Below are 25,636 nucleotides of genomic sequence, written 5' to 3'. Positions count from 1 at the left end.
TTTTGTGTGAAATCTGATTCCCTTCGAAGACGGAAAAATTCGGATAGGCGAATTTTTCGGTGGCGGAATCGTTTGTTAAAAGGTAACCGGTGACTCCCATGGCGCGATATGTATTCATCACTGGCGGCGTGGTTTCCTCCCTCGGAAAAGGCATAGCTGCGGCTGCTCTTGGAGCGTTGCTGCAGGCGCGTGGCTACCGGGTGAGACTGCGCAAGCTCGACCCCTACCTCAACGTTGATCCGGGCACCATGAGCCCGACCCAGCACGGCGAGGTGTTCGTCACCGACGACGGCGCCGAGACCGATCTGGATCTCGGCCACTATGAACGCTTCACGGGGCGTTCGGCGACGAAGACCGACAACATCACCACCGGCCGGATCTACAAGAACATCATCGACAAGGAACGTCGCGGCGACTATCTCGGCGCAACCGTTCAGGTGATCCCGCACGTTACTAACGAGATCAAGAACTTCGTTACCGAAGGCAACGATGACTATGATTTCGTGCTGTGCGAGATCGGCGGCACCGTCGGCGACATCGAAGCGATGCCGTTCATGGAGGCGATCCGCCAGCTCGGCAACGATCTGCCGCGCGGCACCGCCGTTTATGTCCACCTGACGCTGATGCCCTACATTCCGGCGGCTGGTGAACTGAAGACCAAGCCGACCCAGCATTCGGTCAAGGAACTGCAGGCGCTCGGCATTCATCCCGACATCCTGCTCGTCCGTGCCGATCGCGAAATTCCCGAGGCCGAACGTCGCAAGCTTTCGCTGTTCTGCAACGTCCGCCAGTCGGCGGTTATCCAGGCGCTCGATGTCGCTTCGATCTACGACGTGCCGATCGCCTACCACAAGGAAGGCCTCGACAACGAAGTGCTTGCCGCCTTCGGCATCGAGCCGGCACCGAAGCCGCGCATGGAAGCGTGGGAAGAAGTTGCCGATCGCATCCGTACGCCGGAAGGCGAAGTCACCATTGCGATCGTCGGCAAGTACACCGGCCTCAAGGACGCCTACAAGTCGCTGACCGAAGCGCTCTATCACGGCGGCATCGCCAACCGGGTCAAGGTCAAGCTCGAGTGGATCGAGTCGGAGGTCTTCGAAAAGGAAGATCCGGCGCCGTATCTCGAAAAGGTACACGGCATCCTGGTTCCCGGCGGCTTCGGCGAGCGTGGCTCCGAGGGCAAGATCAACGCGGCGCGTTTCGCCCGCGAACGCAAGGTGCCGTATTTCGGCATCTGCTTCGGCATGCAGATGGCAGTCGTCGAAGCGGCGCGCAACCTTGCCGGCATCGACAAGGCATCCTCGACCGAGTTCGGCCCGACCAAGGAGCCGGTCGTCGGCCTCATGACCGAATGGGTTAAGGGCAACGAACTTCAGAAGCGCTCGGCTTCCGGCGATCTCGGCGGAACCATGCGCCTTGGCGCCTATCGTGCGTCGCTGAAGACCGGCACGAAGATTGCCGACATCTACGGCACGGCCGATATTTCGGAGCGTCATCGCCACCGCTACGAGGTCAACGTCGATTACAAGCCGCAGCTTGAATCCTGCGGCCTGGTCTTCTCGGGCATGTCGCCTGATGGCATTCTGCCTGAGACCGTCGAGTACCCTGACCATCCGTGGTTCATCGGCGTGCAGTATCACCCGGAGCTGAAATCGCGCCCCCTTGATCCGCACCCGCTGTTTGCGAGCTTCGTCGAAGCGGCGCTGGAACAGTCGCGCTTCGTTTGATCCGTCAGCACGGTTCTGAAAATTGCGGCCGGTCCTACGTGACCGGCCGTTTTCGTTTTGGCTTCATATGCCGCATCGACACCGAAGCGCCCGGCGAGCAGGGTCGCCGGGTGCGATCTCGATCTCGCCGAAAAGAATGGTCTACCGCCGATCGGCGCTTGCAAGGTTGCGCCATTGCGGCACGCGCCAAATGGTGATGAGGCGCAGCAGCCATTCCAGCGGTCCATAGGCGAAGCGTTGCAGCCACCAGCGGCTAAGAACAAGCTGGGCGGCGTAGACGACAAGGGCCATCGATACGGTTTCGAGCGGCGAGATATGGCCGATCAAGCCGAAACCGTAGCCATGAAAGATAAGCGCGCAGATGAGCGACTGTAGCAGGTAGTTGGAAAGCGCGGTCCGGCCGGCCGGCGCCAACAGGTTGCGCAGCCACCGTCCAGCGGCACTATCGAGGAACAGCATCATCGCGCCGACATAGGCTCCCGTCAGAAACGGCGCGGTCAACAGCCCGACGGCAAGTCCGGTGATCGCCTGAGGCGAATCGGCCATTTGGACGCTGGTATAGGCATAGATGACGGCGCCAGGCAGGCCGACGAAAAGGCCGAGGCGAACAAGCCAACGGAACAGGGCGCGGTTCTCCTGCGGCCGAGACAGGATCTGCCGACGTCCGGCAATCAGGCCGACAAGAAACATGGCCAGCGCCGATGGCGCCTGCAACAGGCCGAGGATGACCCAGACCGATGACAGTTCCGTCAGGTGCTGGCCGATGATGGATTGCCAATCGCCCCGAAAGGCCGCTTCCGTCGCTGCAGCCGCGGCGATGATGGCGTACCGCTCAAGGACTGGAGGCTCCAGGACGGCGGCGACGCCAAGGGCGAACCAGGCAAGCGCCGTACTGATCACCAGCAGGCGAGCGAGACGCCAGAGGCTGGCATCGCTTCGCGTGCGCAACATCATCAGGGCGATGCCAAGGACGGCGTAGGTCGTCAGGATGTCGCCATGAAACAAAAGCACCGCATGCGTCAGGCCAATCAGCCAGAGCCCCGCCTGCCGCCGCAAGAGTCGCGGCACGAAGGCGTCGCCTGCCTTTTCGGCGGAGCGCATCTGCAAGGTGAAGCTGTAGCCGAAGAGAAAGGAAAAGAGCAGGTAGAACTTCATTTCGAAGAACAGTGCGACAGCGAAGTGCACCGCGCGGTCTAGGCCGGTATCGAACGATGGGTCAGGCAATTCGAGGCCGTAAAATGCCGAAGCGAAGGCCATGATGTTGACGAGCAGAATGCCGAGCAGCGCGAAGCCGCGCAGCGCATCGACCCCGTCTATGCGGTCTTGGGTGGTCATGGTCATCTCCGTAACGGCAGGCGATGTGGCGGCCGGCCGGATCCATCTGATTCAAAACGCCTATCGCCGAACGGGCATGGTTGGGCGAACGGTCGACGTAGCTCCGCCAACCGGGGGGTCGGCAGTGGGTGGCGCAAAACGTTCAAGGGCGGCTCAGTGGCGTTATAATAAATAGAGTAATCTATCTAATAATAAGTTTCGAGGACGTCAAGGGGTTCGCCGAGCCGATGCAGGCGACGGCGTTCAACGGATTGAGGTTGGGGGGTGCGGTCCGCGGAGGCTAGTTTGCTGCGGCTTTGGCCTTCAGCCAGGCGGTCTGGCGTCGCGCGCGGCGCAATGCCGTAACGGCTGCCCCGACCGAGACGACAACAAGGGCGACGAGCAGTACTTCGCCATCGCCGAGCCACAACCCTTCAAAAGCCGAAACGACGGCCGCCAACGTGATCACCGCCATGCGGTGCTGTTTTGCCAACGGGCCGGAAAAGTCGCTCGGTGCGCCATTGGCACGGCCGAGTTCGCGGACATAGGCGGTGAGCACGGCGAAGGCGCCTGCGGCAAAGCCGAGCGCAGGCAGGCCGACGCCATAGCCGGCGCCGGCGAAAATGAAGAGGTCGGCGACCCGATCGGGAAATTCATTCCAGAACGGACCGTCCGGTTCACCCTTGCCGCCCTCGACGGCAACCATACCGTCAAATAGATTGCAGAGCAGACGCATCTGGCAGAACAGGGCCGCCGCGATGAAAAGCAGGGCGCGAAGTCCGTCCTGGGTCTCGCTGGTCAGCCAGAAAGCAACGCCTGCCAGAGCCGCGGCCGCCATGCTTGCCTGCGATATCTGGTTGGGCGTGATCGACATCGCGGCGAGGCGTCGGGCGATTGCCTGCGCCCAGCGGGTGTTTCGGCTGGCCAACGGCCTGCGGTCGCCGGTTTCTGTCATTGGTCAAGCTCCCCCGCGGCTGATCGAATAGTTGTAGAGCACTGCATAACTGCCCGATACCAGCAGCGGCACGGCAATGGTTTTGAGAATTTCCGGTGTTCCGGTTGCCGCGTGCACGGCGACGAGGATGCTTGTCGAAGCAAGGCAGGCGAGGAGCGGCGGCATCCAAAGCTGCGAAGTGCCGCGGAAACGAAGAGACAGCGCGTCGATGGCCGATTTCAGGCACAGTGTCAGCGCGGCTGAAAGGGCGCCCTGCACCAGGCCGGCTACGAGTGGTCGCGGCATTGGGTGGTGCCTGTTGGCAAACAGCGCCCATCCGCCCATTGCTATGAAAGCAAAAAGCACGTGGACGATGCTGCTGCGGGCAAAAGCGCGCAGGTGGCCGCTCATGTCAACGACCACCAGTATCGCGTCAGATGAAAGAAGATCGGTGCCGAGAATACGACCGAATCCAGCCGGTCGATCAAGCCGCCATGGCCTTCGATCAGGTGGCCCCAGTCCTTGACGCCGCGATCCCGCTTGATCGCCGACATCACCAGCCCGCCGAAGAAGCCCATCATCGTGATGATGAACGACATCACCCCGGCCTGGATCGGGGTAAACGGCGTGATCCACCAGAGCGAGGCGCCGAGCAGCGTCGCGCTGGCAACGCCGCCGACGAACCCCTCCACTGTCTTCGACGGCGAGAGCTTCGGCGCGATCTTGGTGCGCCCGAAGAGCTTGCCCCAGACATATTGCAGCACATCGCTCGATTGCACGACGATCACCAGGAAGGCGATCAACAACACGTTGCGCCCCCCGTAGCCGGGTATCTGCAGCGTCAGCAAGGCCGGTACGTGCGAGGCGCAAAACACGCAGATCATCAACGCCCATTGGACTTCGGAAATCCGCAGCAGGAAGTTTTGCGTATCGCCCCGCAGGACCGCAATGATCGGCATCAGCAGGAAGGCATAGACAGGAATGAAGATCGCGTAGATGCCGTATTCTTCGGCCCAGAGCAGATAATAGTTGATCGGTAAGGCCAGGAAAAAGGCAGCAGCGATCGCCCAATGGTCGGCGCGGCGCGTATTGATCAGCGTGATGAATTCACGTAGCGCCGCAAATGAGCAGAAGGCGAAAAGCAGCAGCACCCCGACACGTCCGGCGATGAAGGCGATGGCAATGAGGAACACCATTGCCCACCAGGCCTTGATGCGGGCGTTGAGGTTCTCGATCGCTCCATTGGAGCCGTCGGGCGAAAGCCTGCGCTGCAGTACGTAACCGACCGAAGAGGCGAACAGCAGGATGCCGCCGACGCCGAGCAGCAGGGTGACCATATCGGAAGTCGTGGTACTCATGCGTCGTTATCCGTCTGTGCCGGGGCGAGGGAAAGCAGTGCTGCTTGCGCCCTGGCGATGAAGTCTTCCTTGCTCTCGTCTGGTCCAACCTTCAACGGCTCGCCGAAGTTGATCGTGCAGATCAGCGGGATCGGAACGAACTCGCCCTTCGGCATCACGCGGTTGAGATTGTTGATCCAGACAGGGACAAGCGCCACGTCCGGCCGCTTGCGTGCGAGGTGATAGAGCCCGCTCTTGAATGGCAGCAGCTTGGCCTCGGTCTGGTTGCGCGTGCCTTCGGGAAACACGATCAGCGAGGCACCTTCGTCCAGAGCCGTCGCCATCTGTTCGACCGGGTCGCTTGTGCGCGCGGCGGGGTCGCGTTCGATCAGCACCGCATTGAAGACGTCGCGGCCGATGAACGATGTCAGCTTCGACTTCAGCCAGTATTCGGCGCTGGCAACCGGGCGGGCGCGGTCGCGCAGCCAAGGCGGCAGCACGGCCCAGATCAGGATGAAATCGCCATGGCTGGAGTGGTTGGCGAAATAGATGCTCTGTCTCGGCGGCAGGCCGGTTTCGTGCCAGAGTGCCCGGGCAGCTGTCAGTGCGCGGGCAAACATCATGATGGCGACCGAAGCGAGCTTGGCAATCAAATCGCGAATCATGCCGCCTCAACTCCATGTTGAAGGCATCCAGGTATCGAAGGTTGCCTTGCTCCGCGTATCCGGATGTGTCCCCCGCCGTGCAATGAAATGATCAAATGTTGCCCCTAAAAACGCGCAGGCCCATCGTAACCTCAGGCTGCATCGGCCGACTTTACGCGATTGCGTCCGCTTCACAAGCGGCCGAAGTCGCTCCTGGGATGATGACGTGTGGGCGCCGCAAATTCTTCGATCTCTGCACGTTTTTAGCTGACACGCTGAAAACGATGCGACGTCACACCGCAGTCTTTTACCGAAAGGCGGCTTCTACTGAACGTTGACCGCTTGCAGCGCAGCCGCCAATTTTCGAGTGTTGTAAGAGGAGCGTCGTTCAATGCGCCAGTTTCCTGATCGACAGGTTTGTGCCGACCTTTATCGCGACCTGCGCCATCAAACGCGATCTTAGTGTTTGACGCGAATGGCCCGACCTCGTTGTTCGGGCGCTGAACGCAGGTGTAACGAGAACAACCGCAGCGGCCGACGCGACGCTGCGGTTCCCAGTCCCTCGTGTCGCCGTGTTACGTCGTGTTACTGTTACGTACTCCCCAAAACACCGGTTTCAGCCTTTTCTGTTCTTCAGCTAAAGAAAGGGTCAGTACCTATGCGCTTCATAACTTTGTTGTTCGTGCCTTTGACGATCGCCCTGCTAGGGCTTTCGGGCTGTGCCACGACGTCCTCGAGCAATACGACCTACGCGCAGCCGCAAACATTCGCCCCCGGTCTCGGGGCTTCGAATACGGGCAACGCCACCGCGGCGCCGGGATACTATTGACGCTCGGGCAGTTCGGCACCTGGTGGCAACCATAAATCTGCGGCGGGCGGTGCCCGGCGCGGATGGATTCTGTTCTCTGCAGATGTTTGGGTCCAGACGGGCAATCGGTGCCATGGCCGCCAGTCGGCTTGCAATCGCCGGACAAAAGTTGCAAACAGCGGCAAACCATCAGGGAAACCGCCATGAGCCTCTCCAAGCGCACCACCCGCCCGCTCGATCATCTCGTGCTACCGGTGGACGCACTTGAACAGGCACGGCGTCGCCTCAATGATCTCGGTTTCACGGTGGCCGAGGATGCTCGCCATCCCTTCGGCACCGAAAACGCCTGCGTCTTCTTCTCCGACAACACTTATCTTGAGCCGCTTGCCGTCGCTTCGCGCGAAGAATGCGAAATGGCAGCCCTGGACGGCAACGCCTTCGTCGCCCGCGACCAGGCTTTCCGATTCCGTCAGGGGCCGGAAGGTCTGTCAGCGATCGTGCTCGGCACTGAAGACGCTGCGACGGATCATATGCGGTTTCGCGCCCGTGGCATCTCGGGCGGCGAGATGTTGGAGTTCTCGCGGCCCATGCGGCTGCCGGATGGCCGGGAAGGGCTTGGCTCCTTCCGGCTGGCCTTTGCCGCCGACCTGCGCTCGCCGGATTTCTTCCTGTTCAGCTGTCAGCGGGTGCGCGCGCTTCCAATCGATCGTGGCGCGCTCGAGCGGCACGACAACAGCGTGCTCGGCATTTCCGAGGTCGTGCTTTCGGAGACGAACCCGACCGATTTCCAGTACCTGCTGCAAGAGGCGGTCGATGAGCGCGAAGTCGCGGCTCACTCCTTCGGCATGGATATCGAGACGACGAACGCCAAGATCTCTGTGCTGAGCGCCGCCGGCATGGAGGCTTTCTTCGGCCGTTCGGTCCGCAGCGCCGAGCGCGGCTTGCGCGGCCGGGCCGTGATCTTCCGCGTCGCGGACCTCGAAGTGACGCGTGCGCTCTTCGCGCGCAACGATATCGAATTTTCAGAAATGGGCGGACGCCTCATTGTCCCCGAAATGCCGGGGCAAGGGGTGATCTTCGCGTTTGGAGCTTGATGATGGAAACGAATGCCAGAGTAGTCGTCGGTGAAGGTGCCAAGCAGGTCGCCTTCTCGCAGAGGGAGCGCCTGTCGCTGATCGCCGGCCCCTGCCAGATGGAAAGCCGCGAGCACGCCTTCATGATGGCGGGAAAGCTTGCCGAACTATGCAAGTCGCTGGATATCGGCCTGGTCTACAAATCGTCCTTCGACAAGGCCAACCGTACATCGCTTTCTGGCAAGCGCGGCATCGGCCTCGACACGGCGATGGAAATCTTTGCCGATCTCAAGAAGGAGTTCGGTTTCCCGGTCCTGACCGATGTGCACACCGAGGAGCAGTGCGCCGTCGTCGCCGAGACCGTCGACATCCTGCAGATCCCGGCCTTCCTGTCGCGCCAGACCGACCTTCTGGTGGCAGCTGCCAAGACTGGCCGCACCATCAACGTCAAGAAGGGCCAGTTCCTGGCGCCTTGGGACATGAAGAACGTGCTCGCCAAATTCACCGAAAGCGGCAATCCCAACATTCTTCTGTGCGAGCGTGGCGCGTCCTTCGGCTACAACACGCTGGTTTCCGATATGCGCTCGCTGCCGATCATGGCCTCGCTCGGCGCGCCCGTCGTCTTTGACGCCACCCACTCGGTGCAGCAGCCGGGCGGGCAGGGCGGTTCGACCGGCGGTCAACGCGAGTTCGTTGAAACGCTGTCGCGTGCAGCCGTCGCTGTCGGCATCGCCGGCCTGTTCGTCGAAACCCACGAGGAACCGGACAACGCTCCTTCCGATGGCCCCAACATGGTGCATCTGAAGGACATGCCGCGGCTGCTCGAAAAGCTGCTGGCCTTCGACGCCGTCGCAAAGGGCTGAGACAGGCTCGTGAAATTTTCATGAACCCCGGTGGCGCGGTTGTTTTTACATCTTGCGCGCCATTGAAAATCCCGGGCCTTCGCTTATGACAGGCCCGACCCACCACCGTCCTCAAGCAGGGAAGAGATCATGACAGCAATCATCGACATCATCGGCCGAGAAATTCTGGACAGCCGCGGCAACCCGACCGTCGAGGTCGACGTCTATCTGGAAGACGGAAGCTTCGGCCGCGCGGCCGTGCCGTCGGGTGCCTCGACCGGTGCGCATGAAGCGGTCGAACTGCGCGATGGTGGAACGCGTTACCTCGGCAAGGGCGTCGAGCGCGCCGTCGACGCCGTCAACGGCGAGATCTTCGAGGCGATCGGTGGCCTCGATGCGGAAAACCAAATCCAGATCGACAAGACGATGATCGAGCTTGACGGCACGGCCAACAAGTCGCGCCTCGGTGCCAATGCCATCCTCGGCGTGTCGCTGGCCGTCGCCAAGGCTGCCGCCGAAGCTTCCGGCCTGCCGCTCTACCGTTACGTCGGCGGCCCGAACGCCCACGTGCTTCCGGTTCCGATGATGAACATCATCAACGGTGGTGCTCATGCCGACAACCCGATCGACTTCCAGGAGTTCATGATCGTTCCGGTCGGTGCCGATACGATGCGTGACGCGGTCCGCATGGGTTCGGAAGTGTTCCACACGCTGAAGAAGCAGCTTTCCGCCGACGGCCACAACACCAATGTCGGCGACGAAGGCGGCTTCGCGCCGGGTCTGGCGTCCGCTCCGGCAGCACTCGACTTCATCATGAAGTCGATCGAGAAGGCTGGCTACAAGCCGGGCGAAGACATGTTCATCGCACTCGATTGCGCCGCGACCGAATTCTTCAAGGACGGCAAGTACGTCCTCGAAGGCGAAGGCCGCACGCTTGAGCCGGGTGCAATGGCCGAATACCTGGCGGAACTTGCTGCCAAGTACCCGATCTTCTCGATCGAAGATGGTATGGCGGAAGACGATTGGGACGGCTGGAAGGCTGTGACTGACCTCATCGGCAACAAGTGCCAGCTCGTCGGCGACGACCTGTTCGTCACCAACTCCGCCCGCCTGCGCGATGGCATCAAGATGGGTGTTGCCAACTCGATCCTCGTTAAGGTCAACCAGATCGGCTCGCTGTCGGAAACACTTGACGCTGTCGAAACGGCACACAAGGCACGCTACACCGCCGTCATGTCCCACCGTTCGGGCGAGACCGAGGACGCGACGATCGCCGACCTCGCCGTTGCCACCAACTGCGGCCAGATCAAGACCGGCTCGCTGGCCCGGTCCGACCGGCTCGCAAAGTACAACCAGCTGATCCGCATCGAAGAGCAGCTCGGCCTGCAGGCCAACTACGCCGGCCGCTCGATCCTGCGTGGCTGATAGCCTCGATCGATCGCTGAAAAAATTGACCCGCTCACGGTTGCCGTGGGCGGGTTTTGCTTTATCCGGCCATTCATGGTCAACGGTCGGTTAATCAATGCCGGTTAGTCTCACCCTGTATTGCGTATCAGGGTGTGAACGGGATGTGGACAAGGCATCATAAGAAACGGAAACTGGGCCGACTGGTGCTGCCGCTGATCGCGGTCGCCTTTCTGTCTTATTTCGGCTATCATTCCATTCACGGCGGCTACGGCTTGAAGGCGACGGAGCAATTCGATCGCCAGATCGTTGAGCGGCAGGCACGGCTGGACGAGCTCACAAAGCGGCGAACGACCCTCGAAAAGGAGGTTCAGCTGATGAGCGACGGTTCGCTGGAGCGTGACATGCTGGATGAGAAGGCTCGCCTCGCGCTCAATATGTCGCGCAGCGATGAAATTGTTATTTTCCACCGCATGACGAATTAACCGAAATTCGGTTAATTGGCATTTCATATTTAAATTCAATAACTTGCGCGGAATGCGAGCCATGCAAATATGGCATTGCTGTGGCGCTTTTCTTTCCCTATGGTAACCCTCAAAGGCTAACCATTGGGAGGAATGAATGGCTCCGCGAAAAAACGCGTCCGTCTCCAGCCGTAAGACCGCAGCAAAGCCGGCCAAGAAGGACCTGAGCGGCGGTAATATCGCCGAATTCACCAAAGAAGACGAACTGAAAGCCTACCGCGAAATGCTGCTGATCCGGCGTTTCGAGGAAAAGGCCGGCCAGCTCTATGGCATGGGTTTCATCGGCGGCTTCTGTCATCTCTACATCGGCCAGGAAGCTGTCGTCGTCGGCATGCAGATGGCGCTGAAAGACGGTGACCAGGTCATCACCGCCTACCGTGACCACGGCCACATGCTGGCCTGCGGCATGAGCGCCCGCGGCGTCATGGCCGAACTCACGGGTCGTCGCAGCGGTCTTTCCAAGGGGAAGGGCGGCTCGATGCACATGTTCTCCAAGGAAAAGCATTTTTACGGCGGTCACGGCATCGTCGGTGCCCAGGTGTCGCTCGGCACCGGCCTTGCCTTTGCCAACCGCTATCGCGGCAACGACAATGTCAGCGTCGCCTATTTTGGGGATGGCGCGGCCAACCAGGGCCAGGTCTATGAAAGCTTCAACATGGCGCAGCTGTGGAAGCTTCCGGTGATCTACGTGATCGAGAACAACCGCTACGCCATGGGCACGTCGGTCACCCGCGCATCGGCGCAGACCGATTTTTCGAAGCGCGGTGTCTCCTTCGGCATCCCGGGCTTCCAGGTCGATGCCATGGATGTTCGTGCGGTCAAGGCGGCGGGCGACGAGGCTGTCGAGTATTGCCGTTCGGGCAAGGGCCCGATCATTCTCGAAATGCAGACCTATCGCTACCGCGGCCACTCCATGTCCGACCCGGCGAAGTACCGCTCGAAGGATGAAGTGCAGAAGATGCGGTCGGAACACGATCCGATCGAACAGGTGAAGGCACGTCTGACCGAAAAGGGATGGGCGAGCGAGGACGAGCTGAAGCAGATCGACAAGGACGTCCGCGACATCGTCGCCGACAGCGCCGATTTTGCCCAGGCTGATCCGGAGCCGGATGTATCCGAGCTCTACACCGATATCCTGCTTTGATCCGGGGAGGCTCAAATATGCCAGTAGAAATTCTCATGCCCGCCCTTTCCCCGACGATGGAGGAAGGCACGCTCTCGAAATGGCTGAAGAACGAAGGCGACAAGGTCTCCTCCGGCGACGTCATCGCCGAGATCGAGACTGACAAGGCCACCATGGAAGTGGAAGCCGTCGATGAAGGCACGATCGGCAAGCTGCTGATCGCCGCCGGCACCGAAGGCGTCAAGGTCAATACGCCGATCGCAGTCCTGCTGCAGGATGGCGAAGGCGCTGGCGATATCGCCGCACCGAAGGTGGATGCGCCCAAGGCTGCCACCGCCAGCGAAGCACCCGCAGCTTCGGCGCCGGCACCGGTTGCGGCCCAGCCGAAGGTCGAAGTTGCCGCCGATCCGGCAATCCCGGCCGGCACCGAAATGGTGACGATGACCGTGCGTGAAGCTCTGCGCGACGCCATGGCCGAGGAAATGCGCGCCAGCGACGACGTCTTCGTCATGGGCGAAGAAGTCGCCGAATACCAGGGCGCCTACAAGATCACGCAAGGCCTGCTTCAGGAATTCGGCGCCCGTCGTGTCATCGACACGCCGATCACCGAACACGGCTTTGCCGGCGTCGGCGTTGGCGCTGCCATGACCGGCCTGCGCCCGATCGTCGAGTTCATGACCTTCAACTTCGCCATGCAGGCGATTGACCAGATCATCAACTCCGCCGCCAAGACGCTCTACATGTCCGGCGGCCAGATGGGCGCGCCGATCGTGTTCCGTGGCCCGAGCGGTGCTGCGGCCCGCGTAGCGGCGCAGCACTCGCAGTGCTATGCCGCCTGGTACAGCCACATTCCAGGTCTCAAGGTTGTCATGCCCTATACGGCAGCTGATGCGAAGGGCCTGCTGAAGGCGGCCATCCGCGATCCGAACCCGGTCATCTTCCTCGAAAACGAAATCCTCTACGGTCAGTCCTTCGAAGTGCCGAAGCTCGACGATTTCGTGCTGCCGATCGGCAAGGCCCGTATCCACAAGGTCGGCAAGGACGCAACCATCGTTTCCTTCGGTATCGGCATGACCTATGCGATCAAGGCGGTCGCCGAACTGGAAGCGCAGGGCATCGACGTCGAGCTGATCGACCTTCGCACCATCCGTCCGATGGATCTGCCGACGGTGATCGAATCCGTCAGGAAGACCGGTCGTCTGGTGACAGTCGAAGAAGGCTATCCGCAGTCTTCCGTCGGTACCGAGATTGCGACCCGCGTCATGCAGCAGGCCTTCGACTATCTCGATGCCCCGATCCTGACGATCGCCGGCAAGGATGTGCCGATGCCTTACGCCGCGAACCTCGAGAAGCTCGCGCTTCCGAACGTCGCAGAGGTCGTCGATGCGGTGAAAGCCGTTTGCTACAAATAAGGGGAGGGCCCTTCGATGCCTATCAACATCACAATGCCTGCCCTCTCTCCGACGATGGAAGAAGGCAATCTGGCCAAGTGGCTGGTCAAGGAAGGCGATAAGGTCAAGTCCGGCGACGTGATCGCCGAGATCGAGACGGACAAGGCGACGATGGAAGTCGAGGCCGTCGATGAAGGCACCGTTGCCAAGATCGTCGTTCCCGCCGGCACCGAAGGCGTCAAGGTCAATGCGCTGATTGCGGTCCTTGCAGCCGACGGCGAAGATGTCGCCGCGGCCGCCAAGGGCGGCAACGGTGCAGCGGCACCGGTCGCGGCCGAAACGAAGGAAGCGCCCGCGCCGGCAGCGGCCAGCGCTCCGGCGCCCGCTGCAACTCAGCCGGTGGCGGCAGCGCCGCAGGCGGCCAAGACGGAATCCGGCAGTCGCGTGTTCTCGTCGCCGCTAGCGCGTCGTCTTGCCAAGGATGCCGGCATCGATCTCTCGGCGATCGCCGGCTCCGGCCCGCATGGCCGCGTGATCAAGAAGGACGTCGAGACTGCTGTTGCCGGTGGCGGCGCGAAGCCGGCCGCTGCACCAGCAGCAGGTGCTGCAGCTCCCGCTGCCGCGCCGCTTGCCAAGGGCATGTCGGAAGACGCCGTACTCAAACTGTTCGAGCCCGGCTCCTACGAGCTCGTGCCACATGACGGCATGCGCAAGACGATCGCCAAGCGGCTCGTCGAATCCAAGCAGACGATCCCGCACTTCTACGTCTCGCTCGATTGCGAACTGGATACGCTTCTGGCGCTCAGGGCCCAGCTCAATGCTGCCGCTCCGGAAAAGGACGGCAAGCCGGTCTACAAGCTCTCGGTCAACGACATGGTGATCAAGGCGCTGGCGCTGGCTCTGCGTGACGTTCCGGATGCCAACGTGTCCTGGACCGACAGCAACATGGTCAAGCACAAGCATGCCGACGTCGGCGTCGCCGTGTCCATCCCGGGCGGCCTGATCACGCCGATCGTTCGCCAGGCGGAGCTGAAGAGCCTGTCTGCCATCTCCAACGAGATGAAGGACCTCGGCAAGCGCGCCAAGGACCGCAAGCTGAAGCCCGAGGAATATCAGGGCGGCACGACGGCGGTCTCCAACATGGGCATGATGGGCGTCAAGGACTTCGCCGCCGTCGTCAACCCGCCGCACGCCACGATCCTTGCGGTCGGTGCGGGCGAGGAACGCGTCGTCGTCAAGAACAAGCAGATGGTCATCGCCACTGTGATGACGGTCACGCTTTCGACCGACCATCGTTGCGTCGATGGCGCGCTCGGCGCCGAACTGCTCGGAGCCTTCAAGCGCTACATCGAAAACCCGATGGGCATGCTGGTCTGATGTGGACAAGGACCGGCCCTCGGGCCGGTCCGTTCCTTGATCGCAACGCCGAAGGCGGGCCCGGACGATGAAAACACTTCTCTGCTACGGTGACAGTCTGACATGGGGCTATGACGCGTCCGGCCCGGGCCGTCATGCACTCGCAGACCGTTGGCCGAACGTGCTGCAGAAGGCGCTCGGGCCGGACGTTCATGTTGTTGCCGAAGGGTTGAATGGACGCACGACCGCCTATGACGATCACCTCGCCGATTGCGACCGCAACGGCGCGCGGATGCTGCCTACCGTCCTTCACAGTCATGCGCCGCTCGATCTGATGGTCATTCTGCTCGGCTCCAACGATATGAAGCCGATCATTCACGGCACGGCTTTCGGCGCGGTCAAGGGTATCGAGCGCCTGGTCAATCTCGTGCGTCGTCACGATTGGCCGGTCGAAACGGCGGAAGGCCCCGAAATCCTGATCGTTTCGCCGCCGCAGCTTTGCGAGACGGCAAACAGTGCGTTCGCGGCGATGTTCGCCGACGGCATCGAGCAGTCGGCGATGCTGGCGCCGCTCTACCGCGACCTTGCAGACGAACTCGATTGCGGGTTCTTCGATGCGGGATCGGTTGCAAGGACAACGCCGCTCGATGGCGTGCATCTGGACGCTGAAAACACCCACGCGATCGGCCGGGGCCTCGAGCCGGTCGTCCGGATGATGCTCGGTGTCTGAGATGACGGACGACGTCACCATCAGACCGGCGGAACGAAACGAGGCGGCAGAACTCGCCGTTCTCGTCGACATCGCCTCGCAAGGCTTTGCCGCCTGGCTCTGGTCTGGCGCGGTTCTTGGCGGGGCGACCGATACGGCTTTCGAGCGCGGGCGCAACAAGCTGCGCGAGGATGTCGGCCCTGGAAACTGGCGGGATGCGGTCGTTGCCGACCTCGATGATGAAATCGCGGGGGTATCGATCGGCTACGGTATCGACGCTTCGGTGGCGGAAATCGAAGCGAAGCATGCTGTGCTCGAACCCCTGCTGGCGCTGCAGCGGCCTGTGGTCGGCCACTGGTTCATCGATAGCCTCGGCGTTTACCGCCATCGGCGCGGCCGCGGCATCGGACGCAGACTGCTTGCACATGAAATTGCACGCGCCGGCTCGGCGCCGGTGAGCCTGATCACCGAAAGCCACAATGACAGGGCGCAGGCACTCTACAGGGCAAACGGCTTCGAGGAGGCGGCTCGGACCGAGGCCGTGCCGCTCTTCGAAGGTAGCAGAAAACACGACTGGGTGCTCTTCACCCGCAAGGTCGCTTGAGACAAAGGCAGGAAACACATGGCTGAGAATTACGACGTCATCGTCATCGGTTCGGGTCCGGGAGGCTATATCGCCGCTATTCGTGCGGCGCAGTTGGGCCTCAAGACTGCGGTCGTCGAGCGCGAGCATTTGGCTGGCATCTGCTCCAACTGGGGCTGCATTCCGACCAAGGCGCTGCTTCGCTCGGCCGAAGTGCTGCACTATGCCCAGCATCCGGGCAGCTACGGCATCAAGATCGAAGGTGCGGTGACGCCCGATCTGAAGGCGATCGTTGCCCGCTCGCGCGGCATTGCCGAGCGCATGAACGGCGGCGTCGGCTTCCTCATGAAGAAGAACAAGGTTGACGTCATCTGGGGCGAGGCCAAGCTGACCAAGCCCGGCGAGATCGTCGTCGGCAAGACGACGAAGGCGATCGTTCAGCCGCAGGCGCCGCTGCCGAAGAACACCAAGGGCGAGGGCACCTATACTGCCAAGCACATCATCATCGCCACCGGCGCCCGCCCGCGGGCCCTGCCGGGCATCGAGCCCGATGGTAAGCTGGTCTGGACCTATTTCGAGGCGATGAAGCCGGAGGAAATGCCGAAGTCGCTGCTTGTCATGGGCTCGGGCGCGATCGGCATCGAATTCGCTTCGTTCTACCGCACCATGGGTGTCGACGTGACCGTGGTCGAGGTCATGCCGACCGTGATGCCGGTCGAAGACGCCGAGATCTCCGCCATCGCCAAGAAGCAGTTCGAAAAGCAGGGCATGAAGATCCACCTTGAGGCCAAGGTGACGAAGGTCGATAAGGGCGCGAACTCGGTCACCGCCCATGTCGAGATGAAGGACGGCAAGGTCGAAAAGATCACCGCCGACCGGATGATCTCCGCCGTCGGCGTTCAGGGCAATATCGAGAACCTTGGTCTCGAAACGCTTGGTATCAAGACCGACCGCAGCTGCATCGTCATCGATGGCTACGGCAGGACCAATGTTCCCGGCGTCTACGCGATCGGCGACGTTGCCGGCCCGCCGATGCTCGCCCACAAGGCCGAGCACGAGGCCGTCATCTGCGTGGAGAAGATCGCAGGCTTGCCGAATGTCCACCCGATGGACAAGCTGAAGATCCCGGGCTGCACCTATTGCCACCCGCAGGTCGCCTCGGTCGGTCTCACCGAAGCCAAGGCAAAGGCCGAGGGCCGCGATATCCGCGTCGGTCGCTTTCCCTTCGTCGCCAACGGCAAGGCGATTGCCCTTGGCGAAGATCAGGGCATGGTCAAGACCATCTTTGACAAGAAGACCGGCGAGTTGCTGGGCGCGCACATGGTCGGCGCCGAGGTGACCGAACTCATCCAGGGTTTCGTCGTCGCGATGAACCTGGAGACGACAGAAGAAGACCTGATGCACACGATCTTCCCGCATCCGACGATTTCGGAGACGATGAAGGAAAGCGTGCTCGATGCCTATGGGCGTGCGCTGAACGCCTGATGGACCGGCCGTCGCCGGAACTTTTGGCGCGATCCCGCATTGATGACGCGACCTTGTCCTCAATGCACGGAGATCACCATGGCTGTAAACGGCGTCGGCATCCTGGCTGCGATCATCATCGGCGGTTTTGCCGGATGGCTTGCGGAGAAGTTCATGAACAGCGATGTCGGGCTGTTCATGAACATAGCGCTCGGCATCATCGGCGCGGTGGTGTCGAATATCATTCTGGCAGCCTTCGGCATGGCTTTTTCCGGCTGGCTTGCCTATCTGGTCTTCGGCTTTATCGGCGCCTGCCTGCTGATTGCCGTCGGCCGCGCTGTCAAACGATAGCCTGCGACGCTTCCTGCGTCAGCGATCGGGCTATCCAGAAAAAGGTGGCCTGACATTTCTCGTCGAGCCATCTATATAGATCGAAAAAGGGTCTGCCGGCACCAAGCCGCAGCCGCCGCGACGAGGAAGACAGTATGGTAACGGTATTCGATGCCGTCTCTGAAGGGGCGCAACGCGTCCGCCATCCGGAAAAGGCCCACAAGCCCGATACCGAAATGCTGCGCAAGCCGGAATGGATCCGCGTCAAGGCGCCGACCTCCAAGGGCTATCAGGAGACGCGCGAGCTGGTGCGTTCGCACAATCTCGTCACGGTCTGTGAAGAAGCCGGCTGCCCCAACATCGGCGAGTGCTGGGACAAGAAGCACGCCACCTTCATGATCATGGGCGAGATCTGTACCCGCGCCTGCGCTTTCTGCAATGTCTCGACCGGCAAGCCGAATGCGCTCGACATGGCCGAACCCGAGAACGTCGCCAAGGCCGTCAAGCAGATGGGCCTCTCCCACGTCGTCATTACCTCCGTCGACCGCGACGACCTGGCCGACGGTGGCGCCGAACATTTCGAGAAGGTGATCTGGGCGATCCGCGCCGCTTCGCCGCAGACCACCATCGAAATCCTGACGCCCGACTTCCTGAAGAAGCCTGGCGCACTGGAGCGCGTCGTCGCCGCCAAGCCTGATGTGTTCAACCACAACATGGAAACCGTACCGGGCAACTATCTCACCGTCCGTCCGGGCGCCCGATACTTCCACTCCATCCGCTTGCTTCAGCGCGTCAAGGAGCTCGATCCAACGATGTTCACCAAGTCCGGCATCATGGTCGGCCTCGGCGAAGAGCGCAACGAAGTGCTGCAGCTGATGGACGACCTGCGCACCGCCGACGTCGATTTCATGACCATCGGCCAATACCTGCAGCCGACCCGCAAGCACCACAAGGTCGAGAAGTTCGTCACCCCGGAGGAATTCAAGTCCTACGAGACGGTCGCCTATACCAAGGGCTTCCTCATGGTCGCCTCGAGCCCGCTGACCCGCTCGTCGCACCATGCCGGCGACGACTTCGCCCGCCTGCGGGCAGCGCGCGAAAAGAAGTTGGCGGCTGCTGCCGGGTAGAACCGAGGCACTTCGAAACAACAGGAACTCCGGCCCCAGTGCCGGAGTTTTCGTTTGACGGTTACTCATCTCGGGCGATGTGCATAATTTCCCGATTGCGCGCGAAACTTGCGAATTTTTGGCCGATCGCGTATCGGCTGTTCTCTCTTCCTTGATTGGAATGCTGATGGTTCGATATTTGTCGAACCAAGACGCCGCTTTTCTTTTGAAGAGCCTATGCCGGGTGCCGATCATCTGATCGATCGTCAGGTTTCGATCGTGACAACGATGATTTTCCAACCGACCCTAGACCGGGATTGTTTGGCGGAGTTTGTCGATGGATCAGCCAGTAGCGCCTGGGAACGTGAACGACGTCGACGATGCCGTTGCTGCCGGTCATATCCGCAATGCCAGGCGTATCCTCGTGGTCGGATGCTCCGGTGGTGGCAAGTCGACGCTTTCGCAGAAGCTGGCTCGGCATTTCGACCTTACCTACATCTCCATTGATCGCGATATTCTGTGGTTGCCTGGCTGGGTCCAACGCGATCGGGCCGAACAGCGCCGACGCATCGTCGAGAGGATCGCCGACGATCGCTGGATCATGGATGGCACCAATCCTTCGACCTTCGATGTCCGCGTGCCGAGAAGCGATATCGTGGTCTGGGTGCGGATGCCGCGGCTTCTCTGTGTCTGGGGCGTCGTCACCCGCTGGCTGAAATATCTCGGCCGCGCCCGCCCGGAAATGGCGCCGGGCTGCATCGAGAAGGTCGATTGGCAGTTCCTCGAATTCATCTGGACCTTCGAGGACAAATTCTCGCCGCGTATCGTCGCAGGCCTTGCCCAGCACGGCCCGCATGTGCCGGTTCTGCAGTTGAAATCGCGGCGCCAGATGCAGAGGCTCCTTGATCTTCTCGGCGTGCCCGCTTAACTCCCTTCTATGCCGCACTTTGAAACAAACCATGTCGTCAAGCACACGGCCGACCAGATGTTCGATCTCGTCGCTGATGTCGAACACTATCCGGAATTCCTGCCGCTCTGTGAGGCGCTGACCGTGCGCTCACGCAAGGAAAGGGATGGCAAAATCCTGCTGCTGGCTGACATGACCGTCGGCTACAAGGCGATCCGCGAGACCTTTACGACGCAGGTGCTGCTCAACAAGGCCGAGCGCCAGATCGAGGTCAAATATATCGACGGTCCGTTCAAATATCTCGACAATCGCTGGCGCTTCGAGCCAGCGGGTGAGGGGCAGTCGATCGTGCATTTCTACATCGACTATGAGTTCAAGAGCCGCATTCTCGGCGCCTTGATGGGCTCGATGTTCGACCGTGCCTTCCGCATGTTCTCCGACGCCTTCGAGAAGCGCGCCGACAAGATCTACGCCGTCTGAGCGACCTCGGTCAGCATCTCGAGCGCCGTTCGGATGGTTGCCAACCGCACGGCGTCGCGGCCGATATCGCCGTAGCGCATCTCGCGGTGGAGGGCTGCGCCGTTGCGGCCGGTTGCTGACAGATGGACCAGGCCAACAGGCTTTTCCATCGATCCGCCGCCCGGGCCGGCAATGCCGGTCACGGCAACGGCAAAGTCTGCCTCGGAGCGCGCAACCGCGCCGCGCGCCATTTCGATGGCGGTCTGCCTTGAAACTGCGCCGTGCGCTGCGAGCGTTGCCGGATCGACACCGAGCATCTGGATCTTGGCGTCGTTGGAGTAGGTGACGAAACCGCGGTCGACGACGGCGGATGATCCGGAAATTTCCGTCAGTGCCCCGGCAATCAGGCCTCCCGTGCAGGATTCGGCGGTTGCCACCTTGAGACCGCGCGCGGTGAAATCGGCAATGATTTTGCCGGCCGTCGCCTGAATGTCATTCGGCCACATCATGGGCTCCCCCTCCGGTGTAGACAACGGTTGCGGTCGCGATTGCGGCGATACCCTCGTCGCGGCCGATGAAACCGAGCCGCTCGTTCGTCGTCGCCTTGACCGAGCAGCGGTCAAGATCGATGCCGAGCATGTCGGCAAGGTTCTCCCGCATCGCCTGGCGATGCGGCCCGACTTTCGGGGCCTCGGCAATCAGCGAAATATCGGCATTGGTGATCGTGCCGCCGCGCTGACGCACAATGTTTGCCGCATGTTCGAGGAAGATGCGCGATGCGGCACCCTTCCACTGCGGGTCGGACGGCGGGAAGTGATCGCCGATATCACCGGCACCGCAGGTAGCAAGCAGCGCATCTGTGAGCGCGTGCAAGGCAACGTCGGCATCGGAATGGCCGGAGAGCTTCTTGGTGTGCGGAATAAGGACGCCACAAAGCGTAACGCCATCACCTTCGACCAGCTGGTGTACGTCATAGCCATTGCCGGTGCGAACGTCCGGAATCAGATGTCGCTTGAGTTTTTCGTCGGCCATGGCGATGTCCCTTTTCAGTGTGAGCTTGACGTTGTCGACCGTGCCTTCGACGAGGGTAACAGGGATCCCCGCCCATTCGGCGATTGACGCGTCGTCGGTGAAATCTGTGCGGCCGCTTGTCGCTGCGGCTCGGTGGGCGTCGAGGATGGTCTTGAGGTCGAAGGTCTGCGGTGTCTGTGCCGCATGAAGGTGATTGCGCGGAACGGTTTCGGTCACCATGCCGGCGGCATCGGCGCGCTTGAGCGTATCGGAAACGGCAAGCGCCGGCAGCACGGCACGCGCTCCCCTTGTCAGCGCATCGGCACAGCGCGACAGCAGGGCGTGGTCGGCAAAGGGGCGCACGGCGTCGTGAATCATCACGTTGCGTGAGCCGGTTGCCGCTACGGCTTCAAGGCCTGCGAGAACCGATTGCTGTCGCGTTGCGCCGCCGTGGACCACGATCAACTCGCGCGCCAGCGATCGCCTGCGTGCCGCTGCCAGCAGATCCTCGTCATCGGGGTGGATGACAACCACGATCGGGCCGGTCCCCGGCCATGTCGCGAAAGTGTCAAGCGTATGGGCGATAACGGGCTTGTCGCCGATGGTGCGGTACTGCTTCGGCCCTTCGGCCGACTGTCCCGCGCGCTCGCCGCGCCCTGCTGCAACAATCACGACGCCGCAGGAAAGCTGTTCTTCAGGCTGCATCTTCTGTATGTGGTCCCGGATTTCGCCAATCTTCGCCGTGATGTACCGCGAAGGTCCGTGCTTTGCCAGCCGAGCAGGGAAATTTGCCCGACGCATCGAAATCGCTTGGCAAGCCAAAGAACAATGTCTAAAAATAGTGCAAGAACAACATGTGCCTGAAAGATATGCATTTGCCAGCTCCGGCTCTGTCAACACCGCTTCGGATCGGGAATATCGAAATCCGCAACCGGGTGGCGCTCGCCCCGATGTCTGGCGTCACGGACCTGCCATTCCGCACCTTTGCCTGGCGCTTCGGCGCAGGGTTCGTCGTGACGGAAATGGTGGCGAGCCGCGAACTGGTCGGCAACGCGTCGGAATCCTGGGCCAGGCTGAAGAACTCCGGCATCAAGCCGCATATTGTTCAGCTTGCCGGACGTGAGGCCCATTGGATGGCCGAGGCGGCAAAAATCGCTGCCGCTAATGGCGCCGACGTCATCGATATCAACATGGGCTGCCCGGCAAAGAAGGTGACGGGTGGCTATTCCGGCTCGGCGCTGATGCGCGATCCTGACCATGCTCTGTCCCTGGTCGAGGCAACGGTCAACGCCGTGGATGTACCGGTCACGCTGAAGATGCGGCTTGGCTGGGACGAAAACTCGATCAATGCGCCGCTGATTGCAAGAAGGGCGCAGGAGGCCGGTGTCCAGGCGATTACCGTGCACGGCCGCACCCGGATGCAGTTCTACACCGGCAGGGCCGATTGGGATGCGATCCGCGCCGTGCGCGAGGTCATTTCCGTGCCGCTGGTTGCCAATGGCGACGTCGATACGGTGGCGGATGCCGAAGAGATCCTCAGGCGCTCCGGCGCCGACGCCGTCATGGCCGGGCGGTCTTCGCAGGGCCGTCCTTGGCATGTCGGCGTTCTCGCTGGCGCGTCAAGCCATCCCGACCAGGCTGAGATCGCCGACATTTTCGTGGAGCACTATGAGATGATGCTCGAATTTTACGGTGCCGACACGGGCCTGAGGCATGCACGCAAGCATGTCGGCTGGTATCTCGACCGTTTCGCACCTGATCTTGCCGGGGCAGAGAAGGGGGCGATCCTGACATCGACCGATGCCAGATCAGTCGCCGCGCGCGCATCCGATGCAATTCAAAGTTCGCTTGCGACCTTCTCTGGCGAAGGGATCGCCGCATGACCGAAAAACCCAATCCGGAAGCCTTGGCTGCTGCCAACGGGCTGTCGATGGCGGTGCTGAATGCCATTCAAAATCCGGTGATCCTTGTCGATGAGAACGGTCTCGTCGCCTTCGCCAACTGGGAAGCGGAGTCCTTTTTCGGTGCCAGCGCCAATCATCTGGCCCGGCACGATATCAGCGCCTTCATTCCGTTTGGCAGCCCACTTCTGACGTTGATCGAGCAGGTGCGCGAGCGCAGGGCCCCGGTCAACGAGTATCGCGTCGATCTCAGTTCGCCGCGGCTGGGCGCCGACAAGCTGGTTGATCTCTATGTGGCGCCAGTCATTTCGGAGCCCGGCTCCGTCGTGGTCGTCTTCCAGGAGCGGTCGATGGCCGACAAGATCGATCGCCAGCTGACACATCGGACGGCGGCGCGGTCGGTCACCGGCCTTGCCTCGATGTTGGCGCACGAGATCAAGAACCCGCTTTCCGGCATTCGAGGGGCCGCGCAATTGCTTGAGACTTCCGTCAACGACGAGGATCGGGCGCTGACGCGGTTGATCTGCGACGAGACCGACCGGATCGTCTCGCTGGTCGATCGGATGGAAGTGTTTTCCGACGAGAGACCCGTCGATCGCGTGCCGCTCAACATTCACTCGGTGCTCGATCATGTGAAGGCGATCGCCAAGGCGGGCTTTGCGCGCCGGATCAAGGTGACGGAGAATTACGATCCATCGCTTCCGTCGGTCTTTGCCAACCGCGACCAGCTCGTGCAGGTGTTTCTCAATCTCGTCAAGAACGCAGCGGAAGCGATCGGTGATCGCCACGAAGGCGAGATCATGCTGACGACCGCCTACAGGCCCGGTATCCGGCTTTCGGTCGCGGGCACCCGAGAAAAAATCTCGCTGCCGCTCGAATTCTGCGTGCATGACAATGGTCCCGGCGTTCCTTCTGACTTGCTGCCGCATCTGTTCGATCCGTTCATTACGACCAAGACCAATGGTTCGGGCCTCGGACTGGCGCTCGTCGCCAAAATCATCGGCGGCCATGGCGGCATCGTCGAATGCGACAGCCAGCAGAACCGCACGACTTTCCGCGTCCTGATGCCGGCCTCCAAGGGGCAGGCGGCGGACGAAGACGAACTGCCTATGACAAAAGGAAACATTGCATGACGGGTGCCACCATCCTCGTCGCGGATGACGACGCAGCCATTCGCACCGTGCTCAATCAGGCGCTGAGCCGCGCCGGCTACGATGTCCGGATCACGTCGAATGCGGCCACGCTCTGGCGCTGGATTTCCGCCGGCGATGGTGATCTTGTCGTCACCGACGTTGTCATGCCCGACGAGAATGCATTCGATCTGCTGCCGCGCATCAAGAAGGCGCGTCCCGATCTGCCGGTTCTTGTCATGAGCGCGCAGAACACGTTCATGACGGCGATCAAGGCCTCCGAAAAAGGCGCCTATGATTATCTGCCGAAGCCCTTTGACCTGACCGAGCTGATCGGCATCATCGGTCGGGCGCTGGCCGAACCGAAGCGCCGCCCGTCCAAGGTCGACGACGATTCGCAGGATGGCATGCCGCTCGTCGGTCGCTCGGCAGCGATGCAGGAAATCTACCGGGTTCTCGCCCGCCTGATGCAGACCGATCTGACGCTGATGATCACCGGCGAATCCGGCACGGGCAAGGAACTGGTGGCACGCGCACTGCATGACTACGGCAAGCGCCGCAACGGCCCCTTCGTTGCGATCAATATGGCGGCAATCCCGCGCGATCTGATCGAATCGGAATTGTTCGGTCACGAAAAGGGCGCCTTCACCGGCGCCCAGACGCGTTCGACCGGTCGTTTCGAGCAGGCCGAAGGCGGCACGCTGTTCCTCGACGAAATCGGTGACATGCCGATGGACGCACAGACGCGGTTGCTGCGTGTGCTGCAACAGGGCGAGTACACGACGGTTGGCGGTCGCACGCCGATCCGCTCCGATGTGCGCATCGTCGCGGCAACCAACAAGGACCTGAAGCAGTCGATCAACCAAGGTCTCTTCCGCGAGGACCTGTACTATCGGTTGAATGTGGTGCCGCTGCGCCTGCCGCCGCTGCGCGACCGCGCGGAAGACATTCCCGATCTTGTGCGCCACTTCGTGCAGCAGGCCGAGAAGGAAGGTCTGGACGTCAAGCGTTTCGATCAGGAAGCGCTCGAACTGATGAAGGCGCATCCGTGGCCGGGCAACGTGCGCGAGCTCGAAAACCTCGTGCGCCGACTGACTGCGCTTTACCCGCAGGACGTCATCACGCGGGAAATCATCGAAAACGAGTTGCGCTCGGAGATCCCCGACAGTCCGATTGGAAAAACACAGGCGCGCAGCGGTTCCCTTTCGATCTCGCAGGCGGTCGAGGAGAACATGCGGCAATATTTCGCCGGCTTCGGTGACGCGCTTCCACCGAGCGGTCTTTACGAGCGTGTGCTTGCCGAGATGGAGTATCCGCTGATTCTTGCGGCTTTGACGGCGACGCGCGGAAACCAGATCAAGGCGGCCGATCTGCTCGGGCTCAACCGCAACACGCTGCGCAAGAAGATCCGCGAACTCGGCGTGTCAGTCTATCGCAGTTCACGCACGGCTTGACTTGGTCACAGCCACCGTTGCATTTTCGCCACAATACGTTGCTTGAACGTGTTATGACCGCCGAGTCGAGCGGTGTTGCGCTGCTTTGCCTGGCCGTTGGAGCTG

Annotated in this window: 25 protein-coding genes; 18 read left to right on the top strand and 7 right to left on the bottom strand. The window is 61.5% G+C overall.

Going from position 1 to position 25,636, the window contains the following annotated elements; translation table 11 throughout:
- The first annotated feature begins 98 nt into the window (after positions 1-98).
- Positions 99-1,727, top strand: a complete 1,629-nt coding sequence (locus ASD00_RS04970) for a CTP synthase (RefSeq protein ID WP_025426755.1) — start codon at positions 99-101, stop codon at positions 1,725-1,727.
- Positions 1,728-1,868: 141 nt separating this feature from the next.
- On the opposite strand, the gene ASD00_RS04965 is transcribed toward ASD00_RS04970, so the two are convergent.
- From ASD00_RS04965 to ASD00_RS04945, 5 genes are all read right to left on the bottom strand, one after another.
- The gene (locus tag ASD00_RS04965; protein WP_063963221.1) at positions 1,869-3,062 is read right to left on the bottom strand and encodes a DUF418 domain-containing protein; all 1,194 of its coding nucleotides are present in this window, start codon (positions 3,060-3,062) and stop codon (positions 1,869-1,871) included.
- 280 nt (positions 3,063-3,342) lie between these two features.
- Positions 3,343-3,996, bottom strand: coding sequence for a CDP-alcohol phosphatidyltransferase family protein (locus tag ASD00_RS04960; RefSeq protein ID WP_025426757.1), 654 nt, complete (start codon positions 3,994-3,996; stop codon positions 3,343-3,345).
- A gap of 3 nt (positions 3,997-3,999) precedes the next feature.
- Positions 4,000-4,386, bottom strand: a complete 387-nt coding sequence (locus ASD00_RS04955; protein WP_025426758.1) for a hypothetical protein — start codon at positions 4,384-4,386, stop codon at positions 4,000-4,002.
- Positions 4,383-5,333 carry a phosphatidate cytidylyltransferase gene (locus ASD00_RS04950; RefSeq protein WP_025426759.1) on the bottom strand — a complete coding sequence of 317 codons (951 nt, stop codon included), beginning with the start codon at positions 5,331-5,333 and terminating at the stop codon, positions 4,383-4,385. The genes ASD00_RS04955 and ASD00_RS04950 overlap by 4 nt, the downstream gene beginning before the upstream one ends.
- Positions 5,330-5,974, bottom strand: coding sequence for a lysophospholipid acyltransferase family protein (locus ASD00_RS04945; protein ID WP_025426760.1), 645 nt, complete (start codon positions 5,972-5,974; stop codon positions 5,330-5,332). The genes ASD00_RS04950 and ASD00_RS04945 overlap by 4 nt, the downstream gene beginning before the upstream one ends.
- Positions 5,975-6,967: 993 nt before the next feature.
- Between ASD00_RS04945 and ASD00_RS04940 the strand changes: the two genes are divergently transcribed.
- The 14 genes from ASD00_RS04940 to ASD00_RS04875 all read left to right on the top strand — a co-directional run bounded on the left by ASD00_RS04940 (position 6,968) and on the right by ASD00_RS04875 (position 20,056).
- Positions 6,968-7,858, top strand: coding sequence for a VOC family protein (locus ASD00_RS04940; protein WP_025426761.1), 891 nt, complete (start codon positions 6,968-6,970; stop codon positions 7,856-7,858).
- Entirely contained in the window at positions 7,858-8,700 is an 843-nt protein-coding gene (gene kdsA, locus ASD00_RS04935; protein WP_025426762.1) for a 3-deoxy-8-phosphooctulonate synthase, read from the top strand. The genes ASD00_RS04940 and kdsA overlap by 1 nt, the downstream gene beginning before the upstream one ends.
- Before the next feature lie 129 nt (positions 8,701-8,829).
- The gene (gene eno, locus ASD00_RS04930; RefSeq protein ID WP_025426763.1) at positions 8,830-10,104 is read left to right on the top strand and encodes a phosphopyruvate hydratase; all 1,275 of its coding nucleotides are present in this window, start codon (positions 8,830-8,832) and stop codon (positions 10,102-10,104) included.
- Between the two features lie 143 nt (positions 10,105-10,247).
- Positions 10,248-10,568, top strand: coding sequence for a septum formation initiator family protein (locus tag ASD00_RS04925; RefSeq protein ID WP_025426764.1), 321 nt, complete (start codon positions 10,248-10,250; stop codon positions 10,566-10,568).
- Between the two features lie 136 nt (positions 10,569-10,704).
- Complete coding sequence (gene pdhA, locus ASD00_RS04920; RefSeq protein WP_025426765.1) at positions 10,705-11,751, top strand: pyruvate dehydrogenase (acetyl-transferring) E1 component subunit alpha; 1,047 nt, start codon at positions 10,705-10,707, stop codon at positions 11,749-11,751.
- 17 nt (positions 11,752-11,768) lie between these two features.
- Positions 11,769-13,142 (top strand): pyruvate dehydrogenase complex E1 component subunit beta, encoded by a 1,374-nt coding sequence (locus ASD00_RS04915; protein WP_025426766.1) that lies wholly within the window; start codon positions 11,769-11,771, stop codon positions 13,140-13,142.
- A gap of 15 nt (positions 13,143-13,157) precedes the next feature.
- The gene (locus ASD00_RS04910) at positions 13,158-14,498 is read left to right on the top strand and encodes a pyruvate dehydrogenase complex dihydrolipoamide acetyltransferase (protein WP_025426767.1); all 1,341 of its coding nucleotides are present in this window, start codon (positions 13,158-13,160) and stop codon (positions 14,496-14,498) included.
- A gap of 67 nt (positions 14,499-14,565) precedes the next feature.
- Positions 14,566-15,207 (top strand): SGNH/GDSL hydrolase family protein, encoded by a 642-nt coding sequence (locus ASD00_RS04905; protein ID WP_025426768.1) that lies wholly within the window; start codon positions 14,566-14,568, stop codon positions 15,205-15,207.
- A gap of 1 nt (position 15,208) precedes the next feature.
- Positions 15,209-15,790 carry a GNAT family N-acetyltransferase gene (locus tag ASD00_RS04900; RefSeq protein ID WP_025426769.1) on the top strand — a complete coding sequence of 194 codons (582 nt, stop codon included), beginning with the start codon at positions 15,209-15,211 and terminating at the stop codon, positions 15,788-15,790.
- Positions 15,791-15,808: 18 nt separating this feature from the next.
- Entirely contained in the window at positions 15,809-17,254 is a 1,446-nt protein-coding gene (gene lpdA, locus ASD00_RS04895) for a dihydrolipoyl dehydrogenase (protein ID WP_025426770.1), read from the top strand.
- Positions 17,255-17,332: 78 nt separating this feature from the next.
- Positions 17,333-17,584: a GlsB/YeaQ/YmgE family stress response membrane protein gene (locus tag ASD00_RS04890; RefSeq protein ID WP_025426771.1), complete on the top strand. Its 252-nt coding sequence runs from the start codon at positions 17,333-17,335 to the stop codon at positions 17,582-17,584.
- A 134-nt stretch (positions 17,585-17,718) separates the two neighbouring features.
- On the top strand, positions 17,719-18,690 hold the full coding sequence (lipA, locus tag ASD00_RS04885; RefSeq protein ID WP_025426772.1) for a lipoyl synthase: 972 nt from the start codon (positions 17,719-17,721) through the stop codon (positions 18,688-18,690).
- A gap of 316 nt (positions 18,691-19,006) precedes the next feature.
- Positions 19,007-19,597, top strand: coding sequence for an ATPase AAA (locus ASD00_RS04880; protein ID WP_025426773.1), 591 nt, complete (start codon positions 19,007-19,009; stop codon positions 19,595-19,597).
- A gap of 9 nt (positions 19,598-19,606) precedes the next feature.
- Positions 19,607-20,056, top strand: coding sequence for a type II toxin-antitoxin system RatA family toxin (locus ASD00_RS04875; RefSeq protein WP_025426774.1), 450 nt, complete (start codon positions 19,607-19,609; stop codon positions 20,054-20,056).
- On the opposite strand, the gene ASD00_RS04870 is transcribed toward ASD00_RS04875, so the two are convergent.
- Positions 20,044-20,541 carry a CinA family protein gene (locus ASD00_RS04870; RefSeq protein ID WP_025426775.1) on the bottom strand — a complete coding sequence of 166 codons (498 nt, stop codon included), beginning with the start codon at positions 20,539-20,541 and terminating at the stop codon, positions 20,044-20,046. The two genes, ASD00_RS04875 and ASD00_RS04870, sit on opposite strands and share 13 nt — an antisense overlap.
- Entirely contained in the window at positions 20,528-21,751 is a 1,224-nt protein-coding gene (locus ASD00_RS04865; RefSeq protein WP_107027692.1) for a bifunctional 2-C-methyl-D-erythritol 4-phosphate cytidylyltransferase/2-C-methyl-D-erythritol 2,4-cyclodiphosphate synthase, read from the bottom strand. Before ASD00_RS04865 ends, ASD00_RS04870 begins: the two co-directional genes overlap by 14 nt.
- Positions 21,752-21,900: 149 nt before the next feature.
- Between ASD00_RS04865 and dusB the strand changes: the two genes are divergently transcribed.
- Genes dusB through ntrC form a run of 3 tightly spaced genes read left to right on the top strand, consistent with a single transcriptional unit; the run spans position 21,901 to position 25,531 of the window.
- A complete protein-coding gene (dusB, locus tag ASD00_RS04860) occupies positions 21,901-22,929 on the top strand; it encodes a tRNA dihydrouridine synthase DusB (RefSeq protein WP_025426777.1) in 1,029 nt (342 codons plus the stop codon).
- Positions 22,926-24,080, top strand: a complete 1,155-nt coding sequence (locus ASD00_RS04855) for a nitrogen regulation protein NR(II) (protein WP_025426778.1) — start codon at positions 22,926-22,928, stop codon at positions 24,078-24,080. The genes dusB and ASD00_RS04855 overlap by 4 nt, the downstream gene beginning before the upstream one ends.
- Positions 24,077-25,531: a nitrogen regulation protein NR(I) gene (ntrC, locus tag ASD00_RS04850; protein WP_025426779.1), complete on the top strand. Its 1,455-nt coding sequence runs from the start codon at positions 24,077-24,079 to the stop codon at positions 25,529-25,531. The genes ASD00_RS04855 and ntrC overlap by 4 nt, the downstream gene beginning before the upstream one ends.
- Positions 25,532-25,636: the final 105 nt, after the last annotated feature.

Origin of the sequence: Ensifer sp. Root31, from assembly GCF_001424825.1 — a bacterium.
GTDB lineage: Bacteria > Pseudomonadota > Alphaproteobacteria > Rhizobiales > Rhizobiaceae > Ensifer > Ensifer canadensis.
The sequence above is the reverse complement of the archived record's forward strand: the minus strand, read 5'-3'. Positions and strand labels throughout refer to the sequence as shown.

Bases quoted from the DNA above. Each gene is read 5' to 3' on its own strand.
- ASD00_RS04970 (WP_025426755.1), top strand. From the start codon at position 99: ATGGCGCGATATGTATTCATCACTGGCGGCGTGGTTTCCTCCCTCGGA.
- ASD00_RS04965 (WP_063963221.1), bottom strand. From the start codon at position 3,062: ATGACCACCCAAGACCGCATAGACGGGGTCGATGCGCTGCGCGGCTTC.
- ASD00_RS04960 (WP_025426757.1), bottom strand. From the start codon at position 3,996: ATGACAGAAACCGGCGACCGCAGGCCGTTGGCCAGCCGAAACACCCGC.
- ASD00_RS04955 (WP_025426758.1), bottom strand. From the start codon at position 4,386: ATGAGCGGCCACCTGCGCGCTTTTGCCCGCAGCAGCATCGTCCACGTG.
- ASD00_RS04950 (WP_025426759.1), bottom strand. From the start codon at position 5,333: ATGAGTACCACGACTTCCGATATGGTCACCCTGCTGCTCGGCGTCGGC.
- ASD00_RS04940 (WP_025426761.1), top strand. From the start codon at position 6,968: ATGAGCCTCTCCAAGCGCACCACCCGCCCGCTCGATCATCTCGTGCTA.
- kdsA (WP_025426762.1), top strand. From the start codon at position 7,858: ATGATGGAAACGAATGCCAGAGTAGTCGTCGGTGAAGGTGCCAAGCAG.
- eno (WP_025426763.1), top strand. From the start codon at position 8,830: ATGACAGCAATCATCGACATCATCGGCCGAGAAATTCTGGACAGCCGC.
- ASD00_RS04925 (WP_025426764.1), top strand. From the start codon at position 10,248: ATGTGGACAAGGCATCATAAGAAACGGAAACTGGGCCGACTGGTGCTG.
- pdhA (WP_025426765.1), top strand. From the start codon at position 10,705: ATGGCTCCGCGAAAAAACGCGTCCGTCTCCAGCCGTAAGACCGCAGCA.
- ASD00_RS04915 (WP_025426766.1), top strand. From the start codon at position 11,769: ATGCCAGTAGAAATTCTCATGCCCGCCCTTTCCCCGACGATGGAGGAA.
- ASD00_RS04910 (WP_025426767.1), top strand. From the start codon at position 13,158: ATGCCTATCAACATCACAATGCCTGCCCTCTCTCCGACGATGGAAGAA.
- ASD00_RS04905 (WP_025426768.1), top strand. From the start codon at position 14,566: ATGAAAACACTTCTCTGCTACGGTGACAGTCTGACATGGGGCTATGAC.
- ASD00_RS04900 (WP_025426769.1), top strand. From the start codon at position 15,209: ATGACGGACGACGTCACCATCAGACCGGCGGAACGAAACGAGGCGGCA.
- lpdA (WP_025426770.1), top strand. From the start codon at position 15,809: ATGGCTGAGAATTACGACGTCATCGTCATCGGTTCGGGTCCGGGAGGC.
- ASD00_RS04890 (WP_025426771.1), top strand. From the start codon at position 17,333: ATGGCTGTAAACGGCGTCGGCATCCTGGCTGCGATCATCATCGGCGGT.
- lipA (WP_025426772.1), top strand. From the start codon at position 17,719: ATGGTAACGGTATTCGATGCCGTCTCTGAAGGGGCGCAACGCGTCCGC.
- ASD00_RS04880 (WP_025426773.1), top strand. From the start codon at position 19,007: ATGGATCAGCCAGTAGCGCCTGGGAACGTGAACGACGTCGACGATGCC.
- ASD00_RS04875 (WP_025426774.1), top strand. From the start codon at position 19,607: ATGCCGCACTTTGAAACAAACCATGTCGTCAAGCACACGGCCGACCAG.
- ASD00_RS04870 (WP_025426775.1), bottom strand. From the start codon at position 20,541: ATGTGGCCGAATGACATTCAGGCGACGGCCGGCAAAATCATTGCCGAT.
- ASD00_RS04865 (WP_107027692.1), bottom strand. From the start codon at position 21,751: ATGCAGCCTGAAGAACAGCTTTCCTGCGGCGTCGTGATTGTTGCAGCA.
- dusB (WP_025426777.1), top strand. From the start codon at position 21,901: ATGTGCCTGAAAGATATGCATTTGCCAGCTCCGGCTCTGTCAACACCG.
- ASD00_RS04855 (WP_025426778.1), top strand. From the start codon at position 22,926: ATGACCGAAAAACCCAATCCGGAAGCCTTGGCTGCTGCCAACGGGCTG.
- ntrC (WP_025426779.1), top strand. From the start codon at position 24,077: ATGACGGGTGCCACCATCCTCGTCGCGGATGACGACGCAGCCATTCGC.